The organism is Thermus sp. H19.2 (genome assembly GCF_054979525.1).
The window spans coordinates 300,707-324,301 of the sequence record NZ_CM143429.1 but is presented as its reverse complement, the minus strand read 5'-3'; the positions used below and the strand labels follow the sequence as shown (position 1 = coordinate 324,301).

Annotated in this window: 28 protein-coding genes; 18 read left to right on the top strand and 10 right to left on the bottom strand. The window is 68.5% G+C overall.

Annotation, left to right across the window (positions count from 1 at the left end; translation table 11 throughout):
* Nucleotides 1-2 precede the first annotated feature (2 nt).
* Nucleotides 3-482 (top strand): flavin reductase family protein, encoded by a 480-nt coding sequence (locus ACY5J6_RS01865; RefSeq protein WP_462845711.1) that lies wholly within the window; start codon nt 3-5, stop codon nt 480-482.
* Here the strand turns inward: ACY5J6_RS01865 and ACY5J6_RS01860 are convergent.
* Nucleotides 479-862 (bottom strand): M67 family metallopeptidase, encoded by a 384-nt coding sequence (locus ACY5J6_RS01860; protein WP_462845710.1) that lies wholly within the window; start codon nt 860-862, stop codon nt 479-481. The genes ACY5J6_RS01865 and ACY5J6_RS01860 overlap by 4 nt on opposite strands.
* A gap of 47 nt (nt 863-909) precedes the next feature.
* Between ACY5J6_RS01860 and ACY5J6_RS01855 the strand changes: the two genes are divergently transcribed.
* From ACY5J6_RS01855 to ACY5J6_RS01835, 5 genes are all read left to right on the top strand, one after another.
* Complete coding sequence (locus tag ACY5J6_RS01855) at nt 910-2,886, top strand: elongation factor G (RefSeq protein WP_462845709.1); 1,977 nt, start codon at nt 910-912, stop codon at nt 2,884-2,886.
* Nucleotide 2,887: 1 nt separating this feature from the next.
* Complete coding sequence (locus ACY5J6_RS01850) at nt 2,888-3,778, top strand: AAA family ATPase (protein WP_462845708.1); 891 nt, start codon at nt 2,888-2,890, stop codon at nt 3,776-3,778.
* Nucleotides 3,775-6,168 (top strand): phosphoenolpyruvate synthase, encoded by a 2,394-nt coding sequence (ppsA, locus tag ACY5J6_RS01845; protein WP_462845707.1) that lies wholly within the window; start codon nt 3,775-3,777, stop codon nt 6,166-6,168. Before ACY5J6_RS01850 ends, ppsA begins: the two co-directional genes overlap by 4 nt.
* A gap of 75 nt (nt 6,169-6,243) precedes the next feature.
* Entirely contained in the window at nt 6,244-6,918 is a 675-nt protein-coding gene (locus ACY5J6_RS01840; protein WP_054638469.1) for a response regulator, read from the top strand.
* Nucleotides 6,919-6,926: 8 nt separating this feature from the next.
* Nucleotides 6,927-8,333, top strand: a complete 1,407-nt coding sequence (locus tag ACY5J6_RS01835) for a sensor histidine kinase (RefSeq protein ID WP_462845706.1) — start codon at nt 6,927-6,929, stop codon at nt 8,331-8,333.
* Here ACY5J6_RS01835 and ACY5J6_RS01830 read toward each other — a convergent pair.
* From ACY5J6_RS01830 to ACY5J6_RS01795, 8 genes are all read right to left on the bottom strand, one after another.
* On the bottom strand, nt 8,287-8,658 hold the full coding sequence (locus tag ACY5J6_RS01830; protein ID WP_462845705.1) for a DUF2089 family protein: 372 nt from the start codon (nt 8,656-8,658) through the stop codon (nt 8,287-8,289). The genes ACY5J6_RS01835 and ACY5J6_RS01830 overlap by 47 nt on opposite strands.
* Nucleotides 8,652-8,909 (bottom strand): hypothetical protein, encoded by a 258-nt coding sequence (locus tag ACY5J6_RS01825; protein WP_462845704.1) that lies wholly within the window; start codon nt 8,907-8,909, stop codon nt 8,652-8,654. Before ACY5J6_RS01825 ends, ACY5J6_RS01830 begins: the two co-directional genes overlap by 7 nt.
* Nucleotides 8,906-9,274 carry an SHOCT-like domain-containing protein gene (locus ACY5J6_RS01820; protein WP_462845703.1) on the bottom strand — a complete coding sequence of 123 codons (369 nt, stop codon included), beginning with the start codon at nt 9,272-9,274 and terminating at the stop codon, nt 8,906-8,908. The genes ACY5J6_RS01825 and ACY5J6_RS01820 overlap by 4 nt, the downstream gene beginning before the upstream one ends.
* Nucleotides 9,275-9,341: 67 nt before the next feature.
* Nucleotides 9,342-10,088, bottom strand: coding sequence for a cytochrome c biogenesis protein CcsA (ccsA, locus tag ACY5J6_RS01815; protein ID WP_462845702.1), 747 nt, complete (start codon nt 10,086-10,088; stop codon nt 9,342-9,344).
* Nucleotides 10,085-11,257, bottom strand: coding sequence for a glutamyl-tRNA reductase (gene hemA / locus ACY5J6_RS01810; RefSeq protein WP_462845701.1), 1,173 nt, complete (start codon nt 11,255-11,257; stop codon nt 10,085-10,087). Before hemA ends, ccsA begins: the two co-directional genes overlap by 4 nt.
* 43 nt (nt 11,258-11,300) lie before the next feature.
* Nucleotides 11,301-11,981, bottom strand: coding sequence for a uroporphyrinogen-III synthase (locus tag ACY5J6_RS01805; RefSeq protein ID WP_462845700.1), 681 nt, complete (start codon nt 11,979-11,981; stop codon nt 11,301-11,303).
* The gene (locus tag ACY5J6_RS01800) at nt 11,953-12,318 is read right to left on the bottom strand and encodes a carboxymuconolactone decarboxylase family protein (protein ID WP_462845699.1); all 366 of its coding nucleotides are present in this window, start codon (nt 12,316-12,318) and stop codon (nt 11,953-11,955) included. The genes ACY5J6_RS01805 and ACY5J6_RS01800 overlap by 29 nt, the downstream gene beginning before the upstream one ends.
* A complete protein-coding gene (locus ACY5J6_RS01795; protein ID WP_462845698.1) occupies nt 12,315-12,974 on the bottom strand; it encodes an HAD-IA family hydrolase in 660 nt (219 codons plus the stop codon). The genes ACY5J6_RS01800 and ACY5J6_RS01795 overlap by 4 nt, the downstream gene beginning before the upstream one ends.
* A gap of 74 nt (nt 12,975-13,048) precedes the next feature.
* Here ACY5J6_RS01795 and ACY5J6_RS01790 point away from each other — a divergent pair, with 74 nt between their 5' ends.
* Genes ACY5J6_RS01790 through purF form a run of 11 tightly spaced genes read left to right on the top strand, consistent with a single transcriptional unit; the run spans nt 13,049 to nt 22,052 of the window.
* Nucleotides 13,049-13,609 (top strand): YceI family protein, encoded by a 561-nt coding sequence (locus ACY5J6_RS01790; RefSeq protein WP_462845697.1) that lies wholly within the window; start codon nt 13,049-13,051, stop codon nt 13,607-13,609.
* Complete coding sequence (locus tag ACY5J6_RS01785; protein WP_462846477.1) at nt 13,609-14,190, top strand: intradiol ring-cleavage dioxygenase; 582 nt, start codon at nt 13,609-13,611, stop codon at nt 14,188-14,190. Before ACY5J6_RS01790 ends, ACY5J6_RS01785 begins: the two co-directional genes overlap by 1 nt.
* A gap of 14 nt (nt 14,191-14,204) precedes the next feature.
* Entirely contained in the window at nt 14,205-15,515 is a 1,311-nt protein-coding gene (gene purB, locus ACY5J6_RS01780; protein ID WP_462845696.1) for an adenylosuccinate lyase, read from the top strand.
* Nucleotides 15,516-15,524: 9 nt separating this feature from the next.
* Nucleotides 15,525-15,752, top strand: a complete 228-nt coding sequence (locus ACY5J6_RS01775) for a DUF433 domain-containing protein (protein WP_462845695.1) — start codon at nt 15,525-15,527, stop codon at nt 15,750-15,752.
* Entirely contained in the window at nt 15,749-16,114 is a 366-nt protein-coding gene (locus ACY5J6_RS01770) for a DUF5615 family PIN-like protein (protein WP_462845694.1), read from the top strand. Before ACY5J6_RS01775 ends, ACY5J6_RS01770 begins: the two co-directional genes overlap by 4 nt.
* 34 nt (nt 16,115-16,148) lie before the next feature.
* On the top strand, nt 16,149-16,838 hold the full coding sequence (gene purC, locus ACY5J6_RS01765) for a phosphoribosylaminoimidazolesuccinocarboxamide synthase (protein WP_462845693.1): 690 nt from the start codon (nt 16,149-16,151) through the stop codon (nt 16,836-16,838).
* An 11-nt stretch (nt 16,839-16,849) separates the two neighbouring features.
* Nucleotides 16,850-17,104: a phosphoribosylformylglycinamidine synthase subunit PurS gene (purS, locus tag ACY5J6_RS01760; RefSeq protein ID WP_462845692.1), complete on the top strand. Its 255-nt coding sequence runs from the start codon at nt 16,850-16,852 to the stop codon at nt 17,102-17,104.
* The gene (purQ, locus tag ACY5J6_RS01755; RefSeq protein WP_462845691.1) at nt 17,101-17,784 is read left to right on the top strand and encodes a phosphoribosylformylglycinamidine synthase subunit PurQ; all 684 of its coding nucleotides are present in this window, start codon (nt 17,101-17,103) and stop codon (nt 17,782-17,784) included. The genes purS and purQ overlap by 4 nt, the downstream gene beginning before the upstream one ends.
* The gene (locus ACY5J6_RS01750) at nt 17,781-18,494 is read left to right on the top strand and encodes an HAD family hydrolase (protein ID WP_462845690.1); all 714 of its coding nucleotides are present in this window, start codon (nt 17,781-17,783) and stop codon (nt 18,492-18,494) included. Before purQ ends, ACY5J6_RS01750 begins: the two co-directional genes overlap by 4 nt.
* Nucleotides 18,494-20,671, top strand: a complete 2,178-nt coding sequence (gene purL / locus ACY5J6_RS01745; protein ID WP_462845689.1) for a phosphoribosylformylglycinamidine synthase subunit PurL — start codon at nt 18,494-18,496, stop codon at nt 20,669-20,671. The genes ACY5J6_RS01750 and purL overlap by 1 nt, the downstream gene beginning before the upstream one ends.
* Nucleotides 20,664-22,052: an amidophosphoribosyltransferase gene (gene purF / locus ACY5J6_RS01740; protein WP_462845688.1), complete on the top strand. Its 1,389-nt coding sequence runs from the start codon at nt 20,664-20,666 to the stop codon at nt 22,050-22,052. The genes purL and purF overlap by 8 nt, the downstream gene beginning before the upstream one ends.
* On the opposite strand, the gene ACY5J6_RS01735 is transcribed toward purF, so the two are convergent.
* Nucleotides 22,049-22,312, bottom strand: coding sequence for an LPXTG cell wall anchor domain-containing protein (locus ACY5J6_RS01735; protein WP_462845687.1), 264 nt, complete (start codon nt 22,310-22,312; stop codon nt 22,049-22,051). The two genes, purF and ACY5J6_RS01735, sit on opposite strands and share 4 nt — an antisense overlap.
* Nucleotides 22,313-22,359: 47 nt before the next feature.
* On the opposite strand from ACY5J6_RS01735, the gene glyA reads away from it, so the two are divergent.
* Complete coding sequence (gene glyA, locus ACY5J6_RS01730) at nt 22,360-23,583, top strand: serine hydroxymethyltransferase (protein ID WP_462845686.1); 1,224 nt, start codon at nt 22,360-22,362, stop codon at nt 23,581-23,583.
* The last annotated feature ends 12 nt before the right edge of the window (nt 23,584-23,595 follow it).

The following is a 23,595-nucleotide window of genomic DNA, read 5'->3' as shown; positions in this document are numbered from 1 at the left end:
GCATGGACCTCGAGGCCAAGAAGAAGGTCCTCCGCAGCTTCACCTATGGCCTCTACATCCTGACGGCGGGGGACGGCGAGGAGATGGCCGCCGGCACGGTAAACTGGGTCACCCAGGCCTCCTTTGCCCCGCCCCTCATCGCCTTGGGGGTGAAGCGGGACAGCCGCCTCCACGCCCTCATAGAGCGCACCGGAAGGCTCGCCCTCATGACCCTGGCCCAGGACCAGAAGGCCATCGCCCAGGACTTCTTCAAGCCCACGGTGCGGGAGGAAGACCGCCTCAACGGCCACCCCTTCGCCCCCTCCCCCACCTTCGGCCTCCCCCTCCTCACCGAGCCCCCCTACTGGCTGGAGGCCGAGGTACGCCACCTCCACAAGGGCGGGGACCACAGCCTGGTGGTGGCCGAGGTGGTGGAGGCCGGGGTGCGCTACGAGGCGAGGCCCCTGGTCATGTGGGACACGGGCTGGTTCTACGGGGGCTAAAGGAGGACCACCGCCACCTCCCGCCCCTCGGGCAGGAGAAAGGCCCGGAAGCCGTCGGTGCCGAAGATCACGTAGGGCACCCGCCAGCGGGCCTCCTTGAGGTCCCTCGGGCTTGGGAGGGCGGGGCCAGCGGGGTGGGAGTGGTAGATGGCGAGGAGGGAAAGCCCCTCCCGCTCCAGTTCCTTCAAGGCCCTTAGGAGGGCCAGGGGGTCCGCCAGGTAGGCGGTGAGGGGGCTGGGGTGGACGTTGGGGAGGGGGATGACCCGCTCCACCTCCCGCCTGCCCGCCCAGAGCCCCACCCCCTCCTTGGGGGCCTCCCCCTTGAGGTGGGTCTCCGTTTCCTGAAGCAGCCTCCGCGGCAGGTAAAGCGCTTGGGACAATCGCCCCCTCCTTGGCCCTATACTATGGGCACCAAGAAGGAGGCGCCATGATCCGAACCGTAGCCCTGGTAGGGCACGCAGGCAGCGGCAAAACCACCCTCACCGAAGCCCTTCTTTTCCACACGGGAGCCAAGGAACGCATGGGCCGCGTGGAGGAAGGCACCACCACCACGGACTACACCCCCGAGGCCAGGCTCCACCGCACCACGGTGCGCACCGGGGTCGCCCCCCTCCTCTACCGGGGCCACCGGGTCTTCCTCCTGGACGCCCCGGGCTACGGGGACTTCGTGGGGGAGATCCGGGGGGCCTTGGAGGCCGCGGACGCCGCTTTGGTGGCGGTCTCGGCGGAAAACGGGGTCCAGGTGGGCACGGAACGGGCCTGGACCGTGGCGGAGCGGCTGGGCCTTGCCCGGATGGTGGTGGTCACCAAGCTGGACAAGGGCGGGGACTACTACGCCCTTCTGGAGGACCTAAGGAGTACTCTAGGCCCCATCCTCCCCATAGACCTCCCCCTCTACGAGGGGGGGCGGTGGGTGGGGCTCATAGACGTCTTCCACGGGAAGGCCTACCGCTACCAGGAGGGGCGGGAAGTGGAGGTGGCAGTCCCCGAAGCCGAACGGGAAAGGGCGGAGCGCTTCCGCCAGGAGGTCCTCGAGGCCATCGTGGAGACCGACGAGGGCCTCTTGGAGAAGTACCTGGAGGGGGAGGAGGTCACGGGGGAGGCCCTGGAGAAGGCCTTCCACGAGGCGGTGCGGAAGGGCCTCCTTTACCCAGTGGCCCTGGCTTCCGGGGAGGCGGGGATCGGGGTGCTTCCCCTTCTGGACCTGATCCTCGAGGCCCTCCCCTCCCCCACGGAGCGCTTCGGGGAAGGCCCCCCTCTGGCCAAGGTCTTCAAGGTCCAGGTGGACCCCTTCATGGGCCAGGTGGCCTACCTGCGCCTCTACCGGGGAAGGCTCAGGCCCGGGGACAGCCTCCAAAGCGAGGCCGGACAGGTGCGCCTCCCCCACCTCCACGTGCCCATGGGGAAGGACCTCTTGGAGGTGGAGGAGGCGGAGGCCGGGTTCATCCTGGGGGTCCCCAAGGCGGAAAGCCTCCACCGGGGCATGGTCCTCTGGCAAGGGTCTAGGCCGGAAAGCGAGGAGGTGCCCTTCGCCCGCCTGCCCGAGCCCAACGTGCCCGTGGCCCTTTACCCCAAGGGGCGCACCGACGAGGCCAGGCTGGGGGAGGCCTTGCGGAAGCTCCTGGAGGAAGACCCGAGCCTGAAGATAGAGCGCCAGGAGGAGACGGGGGAGCTCCTCCTTTGGGGCCACGGGGAGCTCCACCTCACCACCGCCAAGGAGCGCCTAGGGGACTACGGGGTGGAGGTGGAGTACTCCCTCCCCAAGGTGCCCTACCGGGAGACCATCCGGAAGGTGGCCGAGGGCCAGGGCAAGTACAAGAAGCAGACCGGGGGGCACGGCCAGTACGGGGACGTGTGGCTCAGGCTGGAGCCCGCAAGCGAGTACGCCTTTGAGTGGCGCATCACCGGCGGGGTCATCCCCAGCAAGTACCAGGAGGCCATAGAGGAGGGGATCAAGGAGGCGGCCAAGAAGGGGGTGCTGGCGGGTTTCCCGGTGATGGGCTTCAAGGCCATCGTCTACAACGGCTCCTACCACGAGGTGGACTCCTCGGACCTCGCCTTCCAGATCGCCGCGAGCCTGGCCTTCAAAAAGGTGATGGCCGAGGCGCAGCCGGTGCTTCTAGAGCCCATCTACCAGATCAAGGTCCTCGTCCCCCAGGAACGGGTGGGGGACGTCCTCGCCGACCTCCAGGCCCGGCGGGGACGGATCCTGGGGATGGAGCAGGAGGGGGCCCTGAGCGCGGTGCGGGCCGAGGTGCCCCTCGCCGAGGTCCTGGAGTACTACAAGGCCCTCCCCAGCCTCACCGGGGGGACGGGGGCCTACACCCTGGAGTTCAGCCACTACGCCGAGGTCCCCCCGCACCTCGCGCAGAGGATCGTCCAGGCGAGGGCCCAGGAGGGCTAGGGTGGGTTTGGCGAGGCTGAGGGAGGCCCTAGGGGAGGTGCTCTTCGGCCAGGAGGAAGCCATAGAGGCCCTCCTGGCCGTCCTTCTCGCCCGGGGGCACGCCCTCTTGGAAGGGACGCCGGGCCTGGGCAAGACCCTCCTTGCGGAAAGCTTCGCCAAGGCAAGCGGCCTAAGTTACAAGCGCATCCAGTTCACCCCGGACCTCCTCCCCCAGGACCTCACGGGGAGCGAGGTCTTCCGGGAGGGGCGCTTTGAGTTCGTGAAGGGGCCCCTTTTCGCCCAGGTGGTCCTGGCGGACGAGATCAACCGGGCGCCCCCTAAGGTGCAGTCGGCCCTCCTCGAGGCCATGCAGGAAAGGGCGGTGACTGCAGGGGGCGTGCGCCACCCCTTGCCCGAGCCCTTCTTCGTCATCGCCACGCAAAACCCCCTGGAGCTGGAGGGCACCTACCCCCTGCCCGAGGCCCAGCTGGACCGCTTCGCCGCCAAGATCCCCTTCCGCCCCCCGAGGCGGGAGGTGTGGCTAAGGATCCTCACCGAGGAGCCCAAAACCCCAAGCCCCGTGGAGGTGGACCTCCTCGGGGCCCAAAGGGAAGCGGGGGAGGTGCGGGTGGCCAAGGAGGCCCTTTTGGCCATCACCCACGTGGCCTTCCTCACCCAGGAGGACCGGCGCCTCCGCATGGGGCTTTCCCCCCGGGGAGCCAAGGCCTGGCTTTCCCTGGCCCGGGCCCTGGCCTACCTGCGGGGGAAGCCCTTCGTGGACTGGAAGGAGCTTAAGGACGCCGCCTTCCTCGCCCTTCCCCACCGCCTCTTCCTCACGGAGGAGGCCCTTTACGCGGGGGAAAGCGCCGAGGGCGTGCTGAAGGAGGCCTTGAGGAAAGGAGGGATCCCGTGAAGTGGGTGCGGTTTTTCCACGAGGTGGGCCTGGAGGACGTCCCCCTGGTGGGGGGGAAGAACGCCTCCTTGGGGGAGACGATCCGGGAGCTTGGCCCTTTGGGGGTCAGGGTGCCCGAGGGCTTCGCCACCACCAGCGAGGCCTACCGGTACTTCCTCCGGCATAACGGCCTCGAGGAGGCCATCGCCAAGGAGCTGGAAGGGCTGAACCCCGAAGACCCCAAGGCCCTGCAAAGGGCGAGCCGCCGCCTGCGGAACCTGATCCTGAAGGGCGAATACCCCCAAGACCTCCGGGAGGAGATCCTGGAGGCCTACCGCGGCCTTTCCGAGGAGGCCGGGGAGGAGGAGATCCCCGTGGCGGTGCGCTCTAGCGCCACCGCCGAGGACCTCCCCACGGCGAGCTTCGCCGGGCAGCAGGAAAGCTTCCTCTACGTCCAGGGGGAAGAGGACCTCCTCCTCCACGTGAAGCGGGCCATGGCGAGCCTCTTCACCGCGCGGGCCATCAGCTACCGGGCCCATATGGGCTTTGACCACCTCAAGGTGGCCCTAAGCGTGGGGGTCCAGCGCATGGTCCGGGCCGACTCCGGCGCAAGCGGGGTGATCTTCACCCTGGACCCCGACACCGGCCACCGGGGCTTCGTCTACCTCACGGCCATATGGGGTCTCGGCGAGAACATCGTCCAGGGGCGGGTGGTCCCGGACGGGTACTACGTGCACAAGGAGACCTTCCGTGAGGGCTTCCGGGCCGTGATCTACAAAAAGCTCGGCGCCAAGGAGCTCACCCTGGCCTTTGACCCCAGGGAGGGAAGGCTCAAGAACCGGCCCACGCCCCTCTACCTGCGCAACCGCTTCGCCTTAAAGGACGAGGAGGTCCTCCTCCTCGCCGACTGGGCCCTGAAGATTGAGGACCACTACTCCAAGAAGCGGGGAAGCCCCACCCCCATGGACATTGAGTGGGCCAAGGACGGCCCCACGGGGGAGCTTTTCGTCCTCCAGGCCCGGCCCGAGACCGTTCACTCGCAAAAGGCCCCGGTCCTCCGCGTCTTCCGCCTCCTGCAAAGGGGAGAGGTCCTGGCCGAGGGCCTCGCCGTGGGGGAGGCCATCGCCGCAGGAAGGGCCCGCGTCCTCAAGGATCCGAAGGAGATGGACCGCTTCCAGGAGGGGGAGGTCCTGGTCACCGAGACCACCAACCCCGACTGGGAGCCCATCATGAAGAAGGCGGCGGCCATCGTCACCGAAAGGGGCGGGCGCACCTCCCACGCGGCCATCGTGGCCCGGGAGCTGGGGGTGCCCGCGGTGGTGGGGGCGGTGGGGGCCACGCGGAGCGTCCCCGAGGGGGAGGAGGTCACGGTCTCCTGCGCCGAGGGGGAGGTGGGGCGGGTCTACCGGGGAAGGCTTCCCTTTGAGGTGGAGGAGGTTCGCCCCGAGGCCTTGCCCCGGACCAAGACCCAGATCCTGGTGAACGTGGGCACCCCGGAGGAGGCCCTAAGGGCGAGCCTCCTCCCCACGGACGGGGTGGGGCTTTTGCGGATGGAGTTCGTCTTCGCAAGCCACGTCCGCGTCCACCCCCTGGCCCTGACCCGTTTTGAAACCCTTCCCAAGGAGGTCCGCCGCCAGGTGGAGGAGGTCACCGAGGCCTACGCCGATAAACGGGCCTACTTCGTGGAACGCCTAAGCGAGGGCATCGGCCTCATCGCCGCCGCCTTCTACCCGAGGCCCGTCCTCCTCCGCTTCTCCGACTTCAAGACCAACGAGTACGCCCGCCTCCTCGGGGGGCACCTCTTTGAGCCCAAGGAGGAAAACCCCATGCTGGGGTGGCGGGGGGCGAGCCGCTACTACCACCCGGACTACAAGGAGGGCTTCCTCCTGGAGGTGGCCGCGGTGAAGCGGGTGCGGGAGGCCATGGGGCTCAAGAACCTCATGGTGATGATTCCCTTCTGCCGCACCCCGGAGGAGGGGGAGAAGGTGCTGGCCGTCATGGCCGAGGGGGGGCTTAGGCGGGGGGAGGGGGGCCTCGAGGTCTACGTGATGGCGGAGATCCCCTCCAACGTCCTCGAGGCCGAGGCCTTCGCCGAGCTCTTTGACGGCTTCTCCATAGGCTCCAACGACCTCACCCAGCTCGCCTTGGGCCTGGACCGGGACTCCGAGCGGGTGGCCCACCTCTTTGACGAAAGGCGGGAGACGGTGAAGCGCCTCGCGGCCATGCTCATTGAGAAGGCCCACGCCAAGGGGAAGAAGGTGGGCATCTGCGGCCAGGCCCCTTCCGACTACCCCGAGTTCGCCGCCTTCCTGGTGGAAAGGGGCATAGACTCCCTAAGCCTCAACCCCGACGCCCTCCTGCGCACGGTGCGGGAGGTGGCGGAGGTGGAAAGGAGGCCCGGGATCGGGTAGCCTGGGGCATGGTCCCCTGGCGGTCTTGAGCCTTTACGCCTAGCTTTCTCATGAGAAAGTGAGTACCATGGGGGCATGGAACCTCCCCTGATCCTCATTGTGGAGGACGAGAAGGACATCGCCCGCTTCATAGAGCTAGAGCTCCAGGCGGAGGGCTACCGCACCGAGGTGGCCCACGACGGCATCACCGGGCTTTCCAAGTTCCGGGAGGTGAACCCCAACCTGGTGGTCCTGGACCTGATGCTTCCCGTGATGGACGGGATCGAGGTGGCCAAGCGCATCCGCAAGACCTCCAATGTGCCCATCCTGATCCTCACCGCCAAGGACCGCGTGGAGGACAAGGTGGCGGGCTTGGACGCGGGGGCCGACGACTACTTGGTGAAGCCCTTCTCTATAGAGGAACTCCTCGCCCGGGTGCGGGCCCACCTCCGCCGGGTCACCCCGGCCATCACCGGGGAGATCCGGGTGGCGGACCTCATCATCAACCTCGAGGGCCGGGAGGTCTTCCGGGGCGGGCGGCGCATAGAGCTTTCCAACAAGGAGTTTGAGCTCCTGGAGCTTCTCGCCAAAAACCCCGGCAAGGTCTTCAGCCGCTACGAGATTGAGGAGAAGGTCTGGCCGGGCTACCAAGGGGGAAGCAACGTGGTGGACGTGTACATCGGCTATCTGCGCAAGAAGCTGGAGGCCGGGGGAGAGCGCCGCCTCATCCACACCGTGCGGGGCGTGGGGTACGTGCTCCGGGAAGACTGACCCCCGGCATGACCCTCAGGGCCCGCATCACCCTCCTCACCGCGGGGCTCCTCCTGGTGGCCCTCTTGGCCTTAGGCGTGGCCCTGGAAGGCCTCCTTAGGAGCTTCCTCTACCGCAACCTCCGGGGCGAGCTCCTGGAGGCCAGCAACCAGGTGGTGCGCCTCCTCAACCTGGGGGGGCAGGCCCTCCTGGAGGCGGGCCTCCCCCCGAGCCTCTACGCCGAGGTCCAGCTCCTCCCCGAGGAAAACCCCGCCCTTTTGGCCAAGGAAGGGGGCATCAGCCTGCAGAAAAGCCCCGCCCTGGGACAGGGACGGCTCCTTTTAGGCGAGGCCCAGTACCGCGCCCTCCTGGAAAGGGGCGAGGTCTGGGCCCAGGTGGCCCTTCCCCGGGAGGGAAGCCCCTTGCGCCTTCTGGTCTACGCCCGCCGGGTGGAGGTCAACCTCTCCGGGGCGGTGTGGAAGGGAGCCCTCCTGGTGGGCAAGCCCACGGAGGACCTCGAGGCCACCCTAAGCCAGTTCGCCCGCATCTACGCCGGCACCGCCCTCCTCGTCCTCCTCCTCTCCTTCCTCCTGGCGAGGGGCCTGGTGGCCCGGGCCCTGGAGCCGTTGGAGTGGGTGGCCCGAAAGGCCGAGGCCATGCCCGAGCGCCCCGAGTCTCTCCCCGAGCCCGAGGGAAGGGACGAGGTGGCCGCCCTGGTTAGGGCCCTAAACGGCATGCTTTCCCGCATGCAAAAGGCCTTTGAGGCCCAGACCCGCTTCCTCCAGGACGCCTCCCACGAGCTCAGGACCCCCATCACCGCCATCCTAGGGCACGTGGGCTACCTGCTCCGGCGCACCCCCCTCACCGAGGCCCAGCGGGAAAGCCTGGAAATCGTGAGGCGGGAGGCGGAGCGCATGGGGAAGCTGGTCTCGGACCTCCTGGTTCTGTCCCAGAGCGGCACCTGGCGCATAGAACCCGTGTCGGTCAGGGTGCGGGACCTTCTGGAGGAGGTGCGGGAGGAGTTCGCCAAGAGCCTGGAAGGGGAGATCCACGTGGAGGCCCCGGAGGAACTCTACGTGCGGGGGGACCCCGACCGGCTCCACCAGGTCATGGCCAACCTGGTTTCCAACGCCCTCAAGGCCGGGGCCAGGCACGTGTGGCTCAGGGCCTTTGACCTGGGGGACAAGGCGGTGGTGCGGGTGGAGGACGACGGGGAAGGGATCCCCGAGGAGCACCTCCCCCACCTCTTTGAGCGCTTCTACCGGGTGGACAAGGCCCGAGACCGGGAAAGGGGCGGGTCGGGCCTCGGCCTGGCCATCGTGAAGGCCATCCTCGAGGCCCACGGGGGGGAGATCTGGGTGGAAAGCCAGGTGGGCAAGGGGACGGCCTTCAGCTTCTCCCTTCCCGCAAGCGGGCCACCGCCTCCTCCACGCTGATCTCCCCCCGCCTTAGGGCTTCCAGGACCTGGAGGCGCTCCTCTCCCCCGCCCCCTTCCTCGTACCCCAGGGCCTTGAGGAGGGCGTCCAGCCGGGCCCGCACCGTGGGGTAGGAGACCCCCAGGATGCGCTCCACCTCCTTCAGGTTCCCCCGGGTCTTTACGAACAGCCGCAGGAAGTCCAGGTGCTCCTTGGGAAGGAGGGCGAACTCGTTTGGGGCGAAGCGCCCGTGCACCTCGGTGCCGCAGGCGGGGCAGAAGAGGGCCTTCACCGCCAAGGGCCCCTCGCAGGCCGGACACCGCGTGGGAAGAGGCCGGATCACCATACGCCCACCTTTACCCCTATCCTCTCCACCTCCAGCTCCAGAAGCACCAAAGGAGGAAGCCGCCTAAGGGCGAAGACCGCCCCCAGGGGCGTCCTCGAGGCCTTCCCCCGAAGGAGGGCGCGGGTCTTGTGGAGGAAGAGGACGAGGAGAAGGCCCCACTCCAAGGCCACGAGGGGAAGCGCCAGGAAAAGGGGCAGGGGGAAAGGCCCCCGCACCTGGAGGTAGAGGAACCGGGGGCGCAAGGGGATCACGCCACCTCCACCAGGATCTGCACCGGGTGGCCTTCCTCCTCCGCCTCAATCTCCACGAGCTTCCCCTCGGGAACCCCCTCCCGCACCAGGCGGAGGAGGTCCTTCAGGTCCACCCCCCGGTTGGCCAGGGTCAGCTTGGCCTCCTGCGGCAAGAAAGCCTCCAAAAGCTCCGCCAGGGCCAGGGGCAGGTTGACGTTCACCCGCACGGGCTTGCCCTCGTCGTAGACGTTTATGCGCACCCTAAGAACCTGGAGAGGCCCCTTGGCCCTAGGCCGCGCCTCCACCGCCTCGAGGAGGGCCAAGGCCTCCTCCACCCCAACCTCCCCCGAACGCACCATCTCCAGTATGCGCCGTTTCTCCTCCACGTCCTAACCTCCTTGTGGGAATTGTAAACCACAGATTTACAATTTGTCAACCTCACCCTTACAGAGTCTAAAACCCCAGCCTCGAGGGGTGCCGGGAGCCCAGAAAGGGCGCCCCCAGAAAGGCGAAGATAAAAAGGCCGTAGGCCAAGAGGAGAAGCCCGGCCCGCAAAAGGCCCCTTAGCCTCTCTTCCAGGAGGAAGTACAGGGTGAGGAGAAGCCAACCCCCAAGGACGGAAACCTCCTTGGGGTCCAAGCTTAAGGGGCTTCCGAAGTAGCCGAAGGCCCAGGCCATGCCACTCGCAAGCCCCAGGGTGGCCGCCACGTACCCCACCCGGAGGTAACCCCGCTCAAGCCGCCTCAGGCTCCAAAGGGGGGCGGCGGCCACGGCCCGCTCGGGGGCCAGGCGGAGCCTCAGGTCCTGGAGGGCGCACATCGCCCCCGCCCCCACCCCCACGCTCAGGGCGAGGTAGGCCACGAGGAAGGCCCCGGCGTGGAAGAGGGTGAGGAGGAGGGGCAGGTCTCCCCCGGGGTGGGGTAGGGACCGGAGGGCGAAGAGGCCGAGGAGGAGGGCCAAAAAGGCCAGGTACCGGCCCAGAGGCCTAAGCCGGGGCCGGTCCCACAGGGTCTTTCCCCGGAGGGCGAGAAGCCCCCCCAGGACCAAGGCCACCTGGGCGGGCCCGGCGAAGGGCCCTTCGGCCAGGGCGTGGAAGAGGGCCCCAAGGAGCAGGAAGGCCCCGCCCCAGAAAAGCCCCGCGGGGAGAAAGACCCCAAAGGCCACCCCCACCACCCCGAGAAAGGCCAGGGCCAGGGTCATGTCCGGGAAAGCCGGTAGAGGAGGCAGTCCTCCGGGCAGGGAGGCCCTCCCACCCGGTCTAGGGCGCGGCGCTTCAGCCCCAGGATGAAGGGGTGGGCCAGACGCCCCGCCGCCTTTTCCAGCTCCACCGGCCCGGCCTCCGGCTGGGCCTTGGCCGCCTGGACCCGGGCCCAGGCCTCGAGGGCCCGGATGGCCTCCCGCACCCGGTGGCCCGCGTACCACTCCATGTAGTCCCCCAGGGCCTTCTCAATGAGGGCCTCCACCTTGGGGATCTCCCCCTGGCGGGCCTTTAGGTTCTTCTCCACCACCCGCTTGAGGTCGTCCAGGTTGTAGAGGTAGGCGTGGGGAAGGTCCCCCACCCGGGGGTCAATGTTCCGGGGAAGGGCGATGTCTATAAGGAAGAGGGGCTTGGCCCGCTTGGGCAGGTCCTCGGGGCCCACCAGGTAGTGGGGGGCGGCGGCCGAGGCCACCACCAGGTCCGCCTGGCGGAGGACCTGGGGAAGGGCGGGAAGGCCAAAGGCCTCGCCGCCAAAGCGCTCCGCCAGGGCCCGGGCTTTTTCCTCCGTCCGGTTCACGACCAGGATCCGCCCCACCCCGTGGGCCTTCAGGTGGGTGAGGAAAAGCTCCGCCATCTCCCCCGCCCCCAGCACGGCCACGGAAAGCCCGGAAAGGTCCCCGTAGACGGCGAGGGCCAGGTCCAAGGCGGCGTAGGCGACGCTCACCGCCCCCATACCGATGCCCGTTTCGCTCCGAGCCCGTTTGCCCAAGGCGATGGCCGACTGGAAGGCCTTCTCCAGAAGGCTTTCCGTGGCGCCCTGCCTCCTGGCCAGGAAGAGGGCCTCCCGCACCTGGCCCAGGATCTGGGCCTCCCCCACCACCAGCGAGTCCAGCCCGGCGGCCACCCGGTAGAGGTGGCGCAGGGCCTCCACCCCCTCCTTCACGTAGAGGTGCCGGGGGGCCACCCCCCTTGAGAGGAGGAGGGCCCTGGCCTTCTCGGGGCTTCCCACCCCGTAGACCTCGGTGCGGTTGCAGGTGGAGAGAACCACCCCCTTGCCCAGGGCGGAAAGGGCGGCGGGGAGGGCCACCAGGGGGTCCAAAGCGGCCCTTTCCCGCACCTCCAGGGGAGCGGTCTTGTGGGAGAGGCCCACCAGGTAGAGGGGCAGGGCCATATTCTTCCGAAAGTATACGCCAAGGGGGTAGGGACGGAAGCCCCTACCGGCCCAAGGCGCGGAGGATGGCCCGGAAGAGGCCCTCTAACCCCGGGCTTTCCGCCTCCACCACGGGAAAGCCAAGCCTCCGGGCCTCCTCCCCGGTGCTCGGGCCGATAGAGGCCGCCTGGGGGCGCCTTCCCGTCCAGCGGGCGTAGGCCCGCACCCCGCTCGGGCTGAAGAAGGCCACCACCTCCGCCCGCTCCAAAAGGGCCACCTCCTCGGGGGCGAGGGCCCTTTCCCGGGTGGCGTAGACCTCGAGGCGCACCACCTCCACCTCCCGCGCCCTAAGCCCCTCCTCCAGGTCCCGCCCCGCCAGGTCCCCGGCCACGAAGAGAACCCTTTCCGCCCGGGGAAAGGCCTGGGCCAGGTCCTTGGCCGTGGCCCGTGGGGGCAGGAAGGCCGGGGGAAGCCCCCCTGCCCTCAGGACCCCCGCCGTCCCCTCCCCCACCGCCGCCACCTTAAGGGGGGGGCAGCCCGCCTCCTTCCAGGCCCGAAGAAGCCTCTTCGCCCCCTCCTTGGAGGTCACGGCCACGTAGTCCCACCCCTCCTTGAGCTTTTCGGAGAGGAGGGCGAGGGCGGGGAGGTCCACCTGCTCCAGAAGGGCCACCTCCGCCGCCTCTATCCCGAGGGCGGCGAGCCTGGCAAGAAGCGCCCTATCCTTCCCCCTCGTGAGGAGCACCACGGCCCTTGAGCACCTTCTGGAAAAGCTTCATGGCGGCCAGGGCCCGGGGAAAGCCCAGGAAGAGGGCGGACTGGAGGATGGCCTCCCGCACCTCCCTCTCCGTGGCCCCTACCCTTAGGGCGCCCTCCAGGTGGGTGGCGAGCTCCTTGGGGCTTCCTAAGGCGATGAGGGCGGTGATGGCGAGAAGCTCCCTGGTCTTCAGGTCTAGCCCGGGGCGGGCCAAAACCTCCTCGTAGGCGAAGTCGCGGATGTAGCGGAAGAGGTCCTCGTCCACCGCCTTGAGGCTCTCCTCAATGGCCTCGGCCTTCTCCCCCCAGATGGCCTCCCGGACGCTCATGGGAGGTAGTCTAGCACCCTTTCCAGCCGGGAAAGGGCCTTGGGGTTTTCCCCCAGGGGGTCAAAGAGGAGGGCCTTCATCCCCGCGGCCTCCGCCCCCAGGAGGTCCGCCTCCGCGTCCCCCACGTGGACCGCTTCCTTCGGAGCCACCCCGAGGGCTTTTAGGGCCTCCTGGAAAAGCCTCGGGTCCGGCTTGGCGTGGCCCGAGAGGGCGCTCACCGAGAGGTGGTCAAAGTAGCGCTTTAGGCCCACTACCTCCAGGATCTCGGGGAGGGTGGCGTCCCAGTTGGAGACCACGGCCAGGGGGTAGCCCTTGGCCTTTAGGGCCCTTAGGGTGGCCTCCGCCCCGGGGACAAGGGGCCAGGTGGCGGGGTCCTTCCAGCGGGCCACAAGCTCCTCGGCAAGGGCCTCGGCGTGCTCCTCGAGGCCCATCCCCACCAAAAGCCTCCGGTGGAACTCCCGCCAGAGGCCGAGGGCGGTCTCCAGGTCCCGGGCCAGGAGGTGGTGGTCCTCGTAAAAGCGGAAGGCGGCCAAGGCCGCCGCCTTGGGGTCTTTGCGAGGCCTAAGCCCCCGCTCCTCCAGGAAGGGCAGAAGCCAGAAGCGGGGGCTCGCCAGGATCAAGGTGTTGCCCACGTCAAAGGTCAGGGCCCGGACCATGGCCTCAGTCTATTTCTAACCCAGGCCTAACCCTAGCCTGCTACCCTTTTTGTAGCGCCCAAGGAGGTGGAAGGATGCGATGGGTTGTGGCGGCGCTGGTCCTCTTTCTCCCGGCCCTGGCCCAGACCTTCGAGGTGGCTTCAGGAGAGGCCCGCTACCGGGTGCGGGAGGAGCTTCTGCAGGTGGGCCTCGCCGACGCCGTGGGCACCACCAAGGCGGTGCGGGGGGAGGTCCGGCTCCAAAGCGGGCGGGCAAGCGGGGAGTTCGCCGTGGACCTGAGGGAGCTGAAAAGCGACCAGGCCCGGCGGGACAACTACCTGCGCCAAAGAACCCTGGAGACGGACCGCTACCCCTTCGCCACCTTCCGCCCCAAGGAGGTGAAAGGCCTCCCCAGCCCCCTGCCCCAAAGCGGCAAGGTGGCCATCCAGGTGGTGGGGGACCTCACCCTAAAAGAGGTGACGCAGGAGGTGGTCTGGGAGGGGGAAGCGGAGTTCCGGGGCGAGGAGGTACGGGTCTTTTTGAGGACGGAGTTTCCCTTTGAGAAGTTCCGCCTCACCCAACCCCGGGTCTCCGTGGTCCTGAGCGTGGAAAACCGGATCCGCCTAGAGGTGGAGCTCCTCCTAAGGAGGCCATGATGCAAAGACGGGCGGTATTCGGCCTCTTCCTCCTCCCCTTGGCCCGGGGCCAAGGAACCTGCACCCCCACGCCCGCCCTCGCCCAGGGCCCCTACTACCTCCGGGAGGTCCCCGAGCGGGAGGACCTGCGGGAAGGGCTTCCCGGGGTGGCCCTAAGGCTTCTCCTGCAGGTGCGGGACCGGGCCTGCAGGCCCCTGGCGGGGGCCCGGGTGGACCTCTGGCACACGGACGCCCTCGGCCGCTACTCGGGGGTCAACGCCCCCGGGGTCTTCTGCCGGGGCTTCCGGCGCACGGACGGGGAGGGCCGGGCGGTCTTCCTCACCCTCTTCCCCGGCTGGTACCCGAGCCGCACCCCCCACCTGCACCTCAGGGTGGAGGCGGGGGGCCAGGCCTTCGCCACCCAGCTCTTCTTCCCCGAGGAGGTCCAGCGCCAGGTCTACGCCCTCCCGCCCTACCGGGAAAGGGGGATGCCCCGGGTGAACAACCGCCAAGACGGCCTCTTCCGGGCGGACCTCCTCCTTCCCCTGGAAAGGGGGGGGGAGGGGTACCGGGGAGCCTTCGTCCTCACCCTGCCCTTTTAAGCTACCCTTAGGGCATGATCGCCCGCTACCAGACGCCGGAGATGGCCCGCCTCTGGTCGGAGGAAAGCCGCTACCGGATGTGGGCCCGGGTGGAGGCCTACGCCCTCGAGGCCTGGGAGGCCCTGGGGAAGGTGCCTAGGGGCCTTTCGGCGAGGCTTCTCGCCAGGCTTGAGGAAAAGCCCCTGGACGAGGCCTTCGCCCGGCGGGTGGCCGAGCTGGAGGCCACCACCCGCCACGACCTCGTGGCCTTCACCCGGGCCCTCACCGAGTGGACGGGGGACGAGGAGGTGGGGCGCTACCTCCACCTCGGCCTCACCAGCTCGGACATCGTGGACACGGCGCAAAACGCCCTCCTGGTGGAGGCCCTAAGCCTCGTCCTGGAGGAGCTAAAGGGGGTGGAGGAGGCCCTGAAGGTCCTCGCCCTCCGCCACAAGCACACCCCCGCCATCGCCCGCACCCACGGGGTCCACGCCGAGCCCACCAGCTTCGGCCTCCGCTTCCTCTCCTTCCTGGCCGCCTTCCAAAGGGACGAGGAAAGGCTTAAGCGGGCGAGGGAGGCCATCGGGGTGGCCATGCTCTCGGGCTCCGTGGGCAACTACGCCCACGTCCCCCCCGAGGTGGAGGCCCACGTGGCCCGGCGCCTGGGCCTCCTCCCCGAGCCCGTCTCCACCCAGGTGGTCCCACGGGACCGGCACGCCGAGGTCATGGCGGCCCTCGCCGTCCTGGGGGGGAACATAGAGCGGGTGGCCGTGGAGCTACGCCACCTGCAGCGCACGGAGGTCCTCGAGGCCCAGGAGCCCTTCCACGAAGGGCAGACGGGGAGCTCCAGCATGCCCCACAAGAAGAACCCCGTGGGCCTGGAGAACCTCACCGGGGTGGCGAGGCTTTTGAGGGGCTATCTAGGGCCCGCCCTGGAGGACATCGCCCTCTGGCACGAGCGGGACATCTCCCACTCCTCCGTGGAAAGGGTCATCCTCCCCGACGCCACCACCCTGGCCCACTACGCCCTGAGGCGCCTCAAGGGAATCCTGAAGGGCCTCGTGGTCTACGAGAAAAACCTAAAGCGGAACCTGGACCTCACCCGGGGCCTTGTCTACTCCCAGCAGGTCCTGAACGCCCTCATCGCCCGGGGCCTTTCCCGGGACCAGGCCTACGCCCTCGTGCAGCGGAACGCCCTGAGGAGCTGGGAGGAGGAGAGAAGCTTCCTGGAGCTTCTGGAAGAGGACCCGGAAAACCCCCTGAAGGGGGAGGAGCTAAGGGCCCTCTTTGACCCGAAGCCCTTCCTCCGGCACGTGGACGCCATTTACGCCCGCTTCGGGCTCTAGAATGAGGACATGACCCGGTTTAGCCGGATCACCCACGACCCCCGCCTCTTCGGCGGTAAGGCCACCATCCGGGGGATGCGCCTCACGGTGGCAGCCCTGCTCCGGCGGCTGGCCCACGGAGAACGTCCCGAGGACCTCCTCCGGGACTACCCGGAGCTTACCCTCGAGGACATCCGGGAAGCCTTGGCCTACGCCGCTTGGAGGCTGGAGGAAGAAGAGCACGCTTTGAGCCCGTGAAGATCCTGGTGGACATGAACCTCTCGCCGCGCTGGCGGGAAAGCCTCCAGGCCTCGGGGTACGAAGCCGTTTGGTGGCGCGACGTGGGCCCGGAAAACGCCCCCGACGAGGTTCTCTTCGCTTGGGCCAGGGAGCGGGGCTATACGGTCCTCACTGCCGATCTGGACTTCGGCCACCTCCTCTCCCTCACAGGAGAGGACGGACCTAGCGTGATCCTCCTCCGCCTCCCCTACACAGAACCCCCTGAGGCCCTACCGCAGGTGCTGGAAGTCTTGAGTCGCTTCTCCGAGGCTTTGCAGCGGGGAGCCCTAGCGGTGATCGGCCCCGAAAAGACGCGGCTTCGCCTCCTGCCGCTACAATGAGGGCAAAGGGCCCCGCGCCCCTTTGAGGAGAGGCATGGAGAAGCTCTACGAGGGCAAGGCCAAGGTGCTCTACCGGGAAGGCCCGGACACCCTAAGGGTCTACTTCAAGGACGAGGCCACCGCCTTCAACGCGCAAAAGCGGGGGGTGATCCCCGGCAAGGGCGTGGTGAACAACAGGGTCTCGGCGGCCCTCTTCCGCTACCTCGAGGCCCACGGGATCAGGACCCACTTCCTGGAAGAGGTCTCCGAGCGGGAGATGCGGGTGAGGCGGGTGGAGATCCTCCCCCTGGAGGTGATCCTCCGCTTCAGGGCGGCGGGGAGCTTCGCCCGGCGCTACGGCCTGGGGGAAGGGACCCTCCTGAAGGCCCCCCTTTTGGAGTTCTCCCTCAAAAACGACGCCCTGGGGGACCCCCTGATCTGCGAAAACGCCGTCCTCGCCCTGGGGATTGCGGGGGAAGAGGAGCTTGAGGCGGTGAAGCGCACCGCCCTGAGGGTGGGGGAACTCCTCAAGGCCTTCTTCGCGGAAAGGGGGCTTGAGCTCGTGGACTTCAAGCTGGAGTTCGGGCGGCTCGGGGGGGAGGTCCTCCTCGCCGACGAGATCAGCCCCGACACCATGCGCCTTTGGGACGAGAAGGGGGAGCCTTTGGACAAGGACCGCTTCCGCAAGGACCTAGGCGGCGTGGAGGAAGCCTACCAAGAGGTGCTCCGGCGGGTCCTGGGGTAGACTTGGGCCATATGCCGCGCTACCAGGCCACCCTGCTCATCGAGCTCAAAGAGGGGATCCTGGACCCCCAGGGCCGGGCGGTGGAGGGGGTGCTGAAGGACCTCGGCCACCCGGTGGAAAGCGTGCGGGTGGGAAAGGTGCTGGAAATCGTCTTCCGGGCGGGAAATCTCTTGGAGGCCGAGGAGAAGGCCAAGGCCATGGGCGCCCTTCTCGCCAACCCGGTGATGGAGGTCTACGCCCTGGAGGCCCTAAAGGAACTCCCATGAGGTGGGCCATCGTCCGCTTCCCCGGCGCCAACTGTGACGAGGACGCCCGCTTCGCCCTGGAGAAGGCGGGGGTCCGGGCAGAGTTCGTCTGGCACACGGAAAGGGACCTCCGGGGCTTTGACGGGGTCTTCCTCCCCGGGGGTTTCAGCTACGGGGACTACCTGAGGGCGGGGGCCCTCGCCGCCAAAAGCCCGGTGATGGAGGCGGTGCGGCGCTTCGCCCGGGAGGGGCGGTACGTGGTGGGGGTCTGCAACGGTTTCCAGATCCTCACCGAGGCGGGGCTTTTGCCGGGGGCGCTCCTTGCCAACCTCAACCTCCACTTCACCTGCAAGGAGGTGGGGGTGCGGGTGGAGCGGAACGACCTCCCCTTCACCCGACTCTACCAAAGGGGCCAGGTCCTGAGGCTTCCCATCGCCCACGGCGAGGGCCGCTACTACGCCGATCCCGAGACCCTGGCCCACCTCGAGGGGGAGGGCCTGGTGGTCTTCCGCTACGCGCCTCTAAAGGACGAGGCGGACTACAACCCCAACGGGAGCCTCCACGACATCGCGGGCATCGTGAACGAAAGGGGGAACGTCCTCGGCATGATGCCCCATCCCGAAAGGGCCGTGGACGAGGTTCTAGGGAACACCGACGGGCTCCCCTTTTTCCTGGGGCTCGTCAAGGAGGTGGCACGATGAAGCCCAAAGCCATCACCTTTGACTTCTGGGGCACCCTCTTCACCGAGGGGGAGGCGTTTTTGGAAAAGGTCATGCCCGCCCGGTACGAGATCCTCCTGGACGCCCTCTCCGAGGCGGGGCACCCGGCGGAGGAAGCCGAGGTGCGGGAGGCCTACCGCCAGGCCTCCTTGGCCTTTGAGGAGGCCTGGAAGGCGGGGGAGCACATGCCCGTGTACGAGCGGGTGGCCCGCATCTTCGCCCTCCTCGGCGCCCCCCACGACCCCGGCCTCATCGCCCTCACCGCAAGAAAGCTGGAGGAAAGCTCCCTCCTCGCCCCCCTCAAGCCCCTCCCCGGGGTGGAGGCCCTGAAGAACCTCGCCAAGAAGTACCCCCTGGCTATCGTCTCCGACACCGGCATGACCCCGGGCCGCCTCCTCAGGGAGCACCTGAAGCGGCAGGGCCTGGACGTCTTCCTGGCCTTTAGCTTCTCCGACGAGACGGGCTTCGTGAAGCCCAAGCCCGAGGCTTTCCGGGTGGCCCTCGAGGCCCTGGGCGTGGCCCCGGAGGAGGCCCTTCACGTGGGGGACCTGCCCCAGACGGACATCAAGGGGGCCTTCGGGACGGGCTACCCCTGGGCGGTCCAGTACGTGGGCCTGAGGGAGGTGAACGGGGAGGTGAAGCCCACGGCCAAGGTGCAGGACCACCGGGAGCTCCTCTCCCTCCTCACGTGATGGAAGCCCTCGCCAAGGAGATCGGGGTCCCCCTGGAGGAGTACCGGGAGATCGTCCGCAGGCTCGGGCGGGAGCCAAGCCGGGTGGAGCTCCTCCTCTTCAAGGTGATGTGGAGCGAGCACTGCGCCTACAAGAACTCCCGCCCTCTCCTCAAAGCGCTTCCCAAGGAGGGGGAAGCGGTCCTGCAAGGCCCCGGGGAAAACGCCGGCGTGGTGCGGGTGGGCGAGGGCTGGGCCGTGGCCTTCAAGATAGAGAGCCACAACCACCCCTCGGCGGTGGAGCCCTTCCAGGGGGCGGCCACGGGGGTCGGGGGGATCCTCCGGGACATCCTGAGCATGGGAGCGAGGCCCATCGCCCTCCTGGACTCCCTCCGCTTCGGGCCACCCGAGGAGGCGAGAAGCCGCTACCTCCTCAAGGGGGTGGTCTCGGGCATCGCCTTCTACGGCAACGCCATCGGGGTGCCCACGGTGGGCGGGGACCTCTACTTCCACGAGGGTTACCGGGAAAACCCCCTGGTGAACGCCATGTGCCTGGGCCTCCTGAGGGAGGAGCACCTGAAGCGAAGTCGGGCCTCTTTGGGCCGCCCCATCTATTACGCCGGGGCCAAGACGGGCCGGGACGGGATCGGCGGAGCGGCCTTCGCGAGCCGCGAGCTCAAGGAGGAGAAGGCGGAGGACCGGCCCGCGGTGCAGGTGGGGGACCCTTTCCTCGGCAAGCTCCTCATGGAGGCCACCCTCGAGGCCATAGAAAAAGACCTCGTGGAAGGCGTCCAGGACATGGGGGCGGCGGGGCTCACCAGCAGCCTCTCGGAGCTCGCCCACAAGTCGGGCCTCGGGGTGGAGCTCCACCTGGACCTCGTCCCCACCCGGGAGGAAGGGATGGGCTCGGAGGAGCTCCTCCTCTCGGAAAGCCAGGAGCGGATGGTCCTCGTGCCCAAGGAGGGGAAGGAAAAGGCCCTGGAGGAAGTCTTCCGCAGGTGGGGCCTGGACTGCGTCCCCGTGGCCAGGACCATCCCGGAAAGGGTCTTCCGGGTCCTCTTTAGGGGCGAGGTGGTGGCGGAGGTGCCCACAGAGGCCCTGGCCGAGGCCCCCACCTACGTGAGGGTGGGGCGGGAGGACCCCGAGGTCCGGAGGCTCCGGGAAACCCCTATTCCCCCCCTAAAGGCCGACCCCCATGAGGTCCTAAAGAGGCTCCTCGCCTCCCCCAACCTGGCAAGCCGCGAGGCCGTCTACGAGCGGTACGACCACCAGGTGGGGACCCGCACCGCCCTCCTCCCCGGCAAGGGGGACGCCGCCGTCCTCTGGATCAAGGGCACCCGCCTCGGCGTGGCCGCCAAGGTGGACCAGAACCCCCGGTATAGCCGCCTTTCCCCCCGGCTCGGGGCCATGCACGCCCTGGCGGAGGCCTGCCGGAACGTTTCCGTGGTGGGGGCGAGACCCCTCGCCTACACCGACGGCCTCAACCTGGGAAGCCCGGAGACCCCCGAGGGCTACCACGAGCTCGCCGAGACCATCGCCGGGCTCAAGGAGGCGAGCGAGGCCTTGGGCGTCCCCGTGGTCTCGGGAAACGTCTCCCTCTACAACGAGAGCGGGGGCAAGCGCATCCCCCCCACGGCCATGGTGGGGGTGGTGGGGGTCCTGGAGGTGGATAAGCGGGCGGAGATGGGCTTTAGGCGCCCCGGGGAGGTCCTCCTCCTCCTCGGGGAGGAGAAGGGGGAGCTTGGGGCGAGCGAGGTCCTCTACCTCCTCACGGGGAAGGAGTTCGGCCACCCCCCAAGGCTGGACCTCGGGCGGGAGAAGGCGGTGCAGGAGGCCATCCGGGAGCTCATCGGAAGGGGCCTCACCCGAACGGCCCACGACGTGGCGGAAGGGGGGCTTCTTCTGGCCCTCGCCGAGATGGCCTTCCCCTACGGGGTGGGGGCCACGGTGGAGGTGCGGGAAGAGGGCCTGGAAGCCCTCTTCGGCGAGGCCCCAAGCCGCATCCTCTTCACCGTGGAGAAGACCCGCCTCCAGGAGGCCACCCTCCTTCTGGAGGAAAGGGGCCTCCCCTACCGGGTCCTGGGGGAGACAGGGGGGAAGAGCCTCACGGTCCTCATCCCGGGGGGTGTCCTAGAGTGGAGCCTGGAGGAACTGCTTTCCGCCTGGAAAGCGCCCCTCAGGGAGGTGCTGGATGGATAAGCCCCAGGAGGAGTGCGGCATCCTCGGGCTTTGGAGCGAAGGCCCCGTGGACGTGGCGGGGCTTCTCCACCTCGGCCTCCTCGCCCTGCAGCACCGGGGCCAGGAGGCGGCGGGGATGGCGGTCACGGACGGCAAGGAGTTTTTGGTGGAAAAGGACCTGGGCCTCGTCCACCAGGTCTTCACCGAGGAGCGCTTGGGGAAGCTCCGCCTTCCGGAGGCCCGCCTGGGCATCGCCCACACCCGCTACTCCACCACGGGCTCCAACCTGCGCATCAACGCCCAGCCCCTCACCGCCCGCACCGCCCACGGGGTCTTGGCCATCGCCCACAACGGCAACTTCACCAACGCCAAGCCCCTCCGCGACCGCCTTCTCTGGGAAGGGGCCACCTTCCAGAGCACCTCGGACACCGAGGTGATGCTCCTCCTCCTCGCCCGCCTGGGCCACCTCCCCCTCCCCGAGGCCGCCGCCCAGGCCATGCGGCTCCTCGAGGGGGGGTATTCCATCCTCCTCATGAACCGCAAAACCCTCCTCGCCCTCCGGGACCCCCACGGGGTGAGGCCCCTCGTCCTCGGCAAGGCCCCCTGGGGCTACGCCTTCGCCTCCGAACCCCCGGCCCTCCTCCTCATGGGGGCGGAGTACGTGCGGGACGTGCGGCCCGGGGAGGTGGTCTGGGTGGAGGAGGGCGAGCTGCGAAGCCTCCAGGCCCTTCCTCCCGAGCCCGCCCCGTGCGCCTTTGAGTGGATCTACTTCGCCCGGCCCGACAGCCTCCTGGACGGCACCGAGGCCTACGAGGCCCGGGTGCGGATGGGGATGGAGCTCTTCCGGGAGGCCCCCGCGGAGGCCGACCTCGTGGTCCCCGTACCCGACTCGGGGATAGGGGCCGCCGTGGGCTACGCCAAGGCCAGCGGGCTTCCCTTGGAGTTCGGCCTCTACAAGAACCCCTACGCCGGGCGCACCTTCATCCAGCCCACCCAGGAACTGCGCGACCTGAAGACCAGGCTCAAGCTCTCCCCCACGGGGGCGGTGAAGGGCAGGCGGGTGGTCCTGGTGGACGACTCCATCGTCCGGGGCACCACGAGCCGCCGTATCGTGCAGATGCTCAAGGAAGCCGGGGCCCTCGAGGTCCACTTCCGCGTCTCTAGCCCCCCCATCCGCTTCCCCTGCTACTACGGCATAGACACCGCCGCCCGCAAGGAGCTCATCGCCGCGGAGAAGAGCGTGGAGGAGATCCAAGCCTACATCGGGGCGGACTCCCTGGCCTTCCTCTCCGAGGAGGGGGTGAGGCGGGCCATCGGGCGGCCCGTCTGCCTGGCCTGCTTCAACGGGCGCTACCCGGCGGGGGTGCCCGAGGAGGGGGAGAAGCTCGCCCTGGAGCTCTAGACCCTTCGCCTAAGGAAGAGGCCCAGCAAAAGCCCTCCCAGGAAGCCCACCAGCAAAAAGGCGAAGGCGAAGGCCCCGGTGGAGGCCAGGTGCCAGCCAAAGAACCAGTAGCTGCACACCGCGTACCGCTCCACCTGGACCCGCACCAGCTCGGGGAGGTCGCGGCTCGTGGTGAAGTTGATGAGGAGGATGGCCAAAAGAAGGACCAGGAGGGTAACCACGGCCGTCCACTTGACGATGTTCCAGGCATTGGCCCTCATGGCCTAAGCTTACCAGCCCTCCCGGGTCCAGGGCCTATAATCGGACCATGGTCCGCGCGAGCCTGAGGGACGAGGCCCTTTTTGAACTCATCGCCCTGGAGGAGAAGCGCCAGCGGGAAGGCTTGGAGCTCATCGCCAGCGAGAACTTCGTCTCCAAGCAGGTGCGGGAGGCGGTGGGGAGCGTCCTCACCAACAAGTACGCCGAGGGCTACCCCGGGGCCCGGTACTACGGGGGGTGCGAGGTCATCGACCGGGTGGAGTCCTTGGCCATAGAGCGGGCCAAGCAGCTCTTCGGAGCGGCCTGGGCCAACGTCCAGCCCCACTCCGGCTCCCAGGCCAACATGGCCGTCTACATGGCCCTGATGGAGCCGGGAGACACCCTCATGGGCATGGACCTCGCGGCCGGTGGCCACCTCACCCACGGCTCCCGCGTGAACTTCTCCGGGAAGCTCTACAAGGTGGTCTCCTACGGGGTCCGCCCTGACACGGAGCGCATAGACCTGGAGGAGGTCCGCCGCCTCGCCCTAGAGCACCGCCCCAAGGTGATCGTGGCCGGGGCCAGCGCCTACCCCCGCTTCTGGGACTTCCAGGCCTTCCGGGAGATCGCCGAGGAGGTGGGGGCCTATCTGGTGGTGGACATGGCCCACTTCGCCGGGCTCGTGGCCGCGGGGCTCCACCCGAACCCCGTGCCCTTCGCCCACGTGGTCACCAGCACCACCCACAAGACCCTCCGGGGCCCGAGGGGCGGCCTCATCCTCTCCAACGACCCCGAGCTCGGCAAGAAGATTGACAAGCTCATCTTCCCCGGGATCCAGGGGGGGCCTTTGGAGCACGTGATCGCCGGGAAGGCGGTGGCCTTCTTTGAGGCCCTGCAGCCCGAGTTCCGGGAGTACAGCCGCCTGGTGGTGGAAAACGCCAAGCGCCTGGCGGAGGAGCTCGCGAACCGGGGCTACCGCATCGTCACCGGGGGGACGGACAACCACCTCTTCCTCGTGGACCTGCGCCCCAAGGGCCTCACCGGCAAGGAGGCGGAGGAGAGGCTGGACGCCGTGGGGATCACGGTGAACAAGAACGCCATCCCCTTTGACCCCAAGCCCCCCCGGGTCACCTCGGGGATCCGCATCGGCACCCCGGCCATCACCACCCGGGGCTTCACCCCCGAGGAGATGCCCCTCGTCGCCGAGCTCATGGACCGGGCCCTTATGGAGGGCCCCTCGGAAAGCCTTAGGGAAGAGGTGAGGCGCTTCGCCCTGGCCCATCCCATGCCCTGAAGGCGCCCGCTG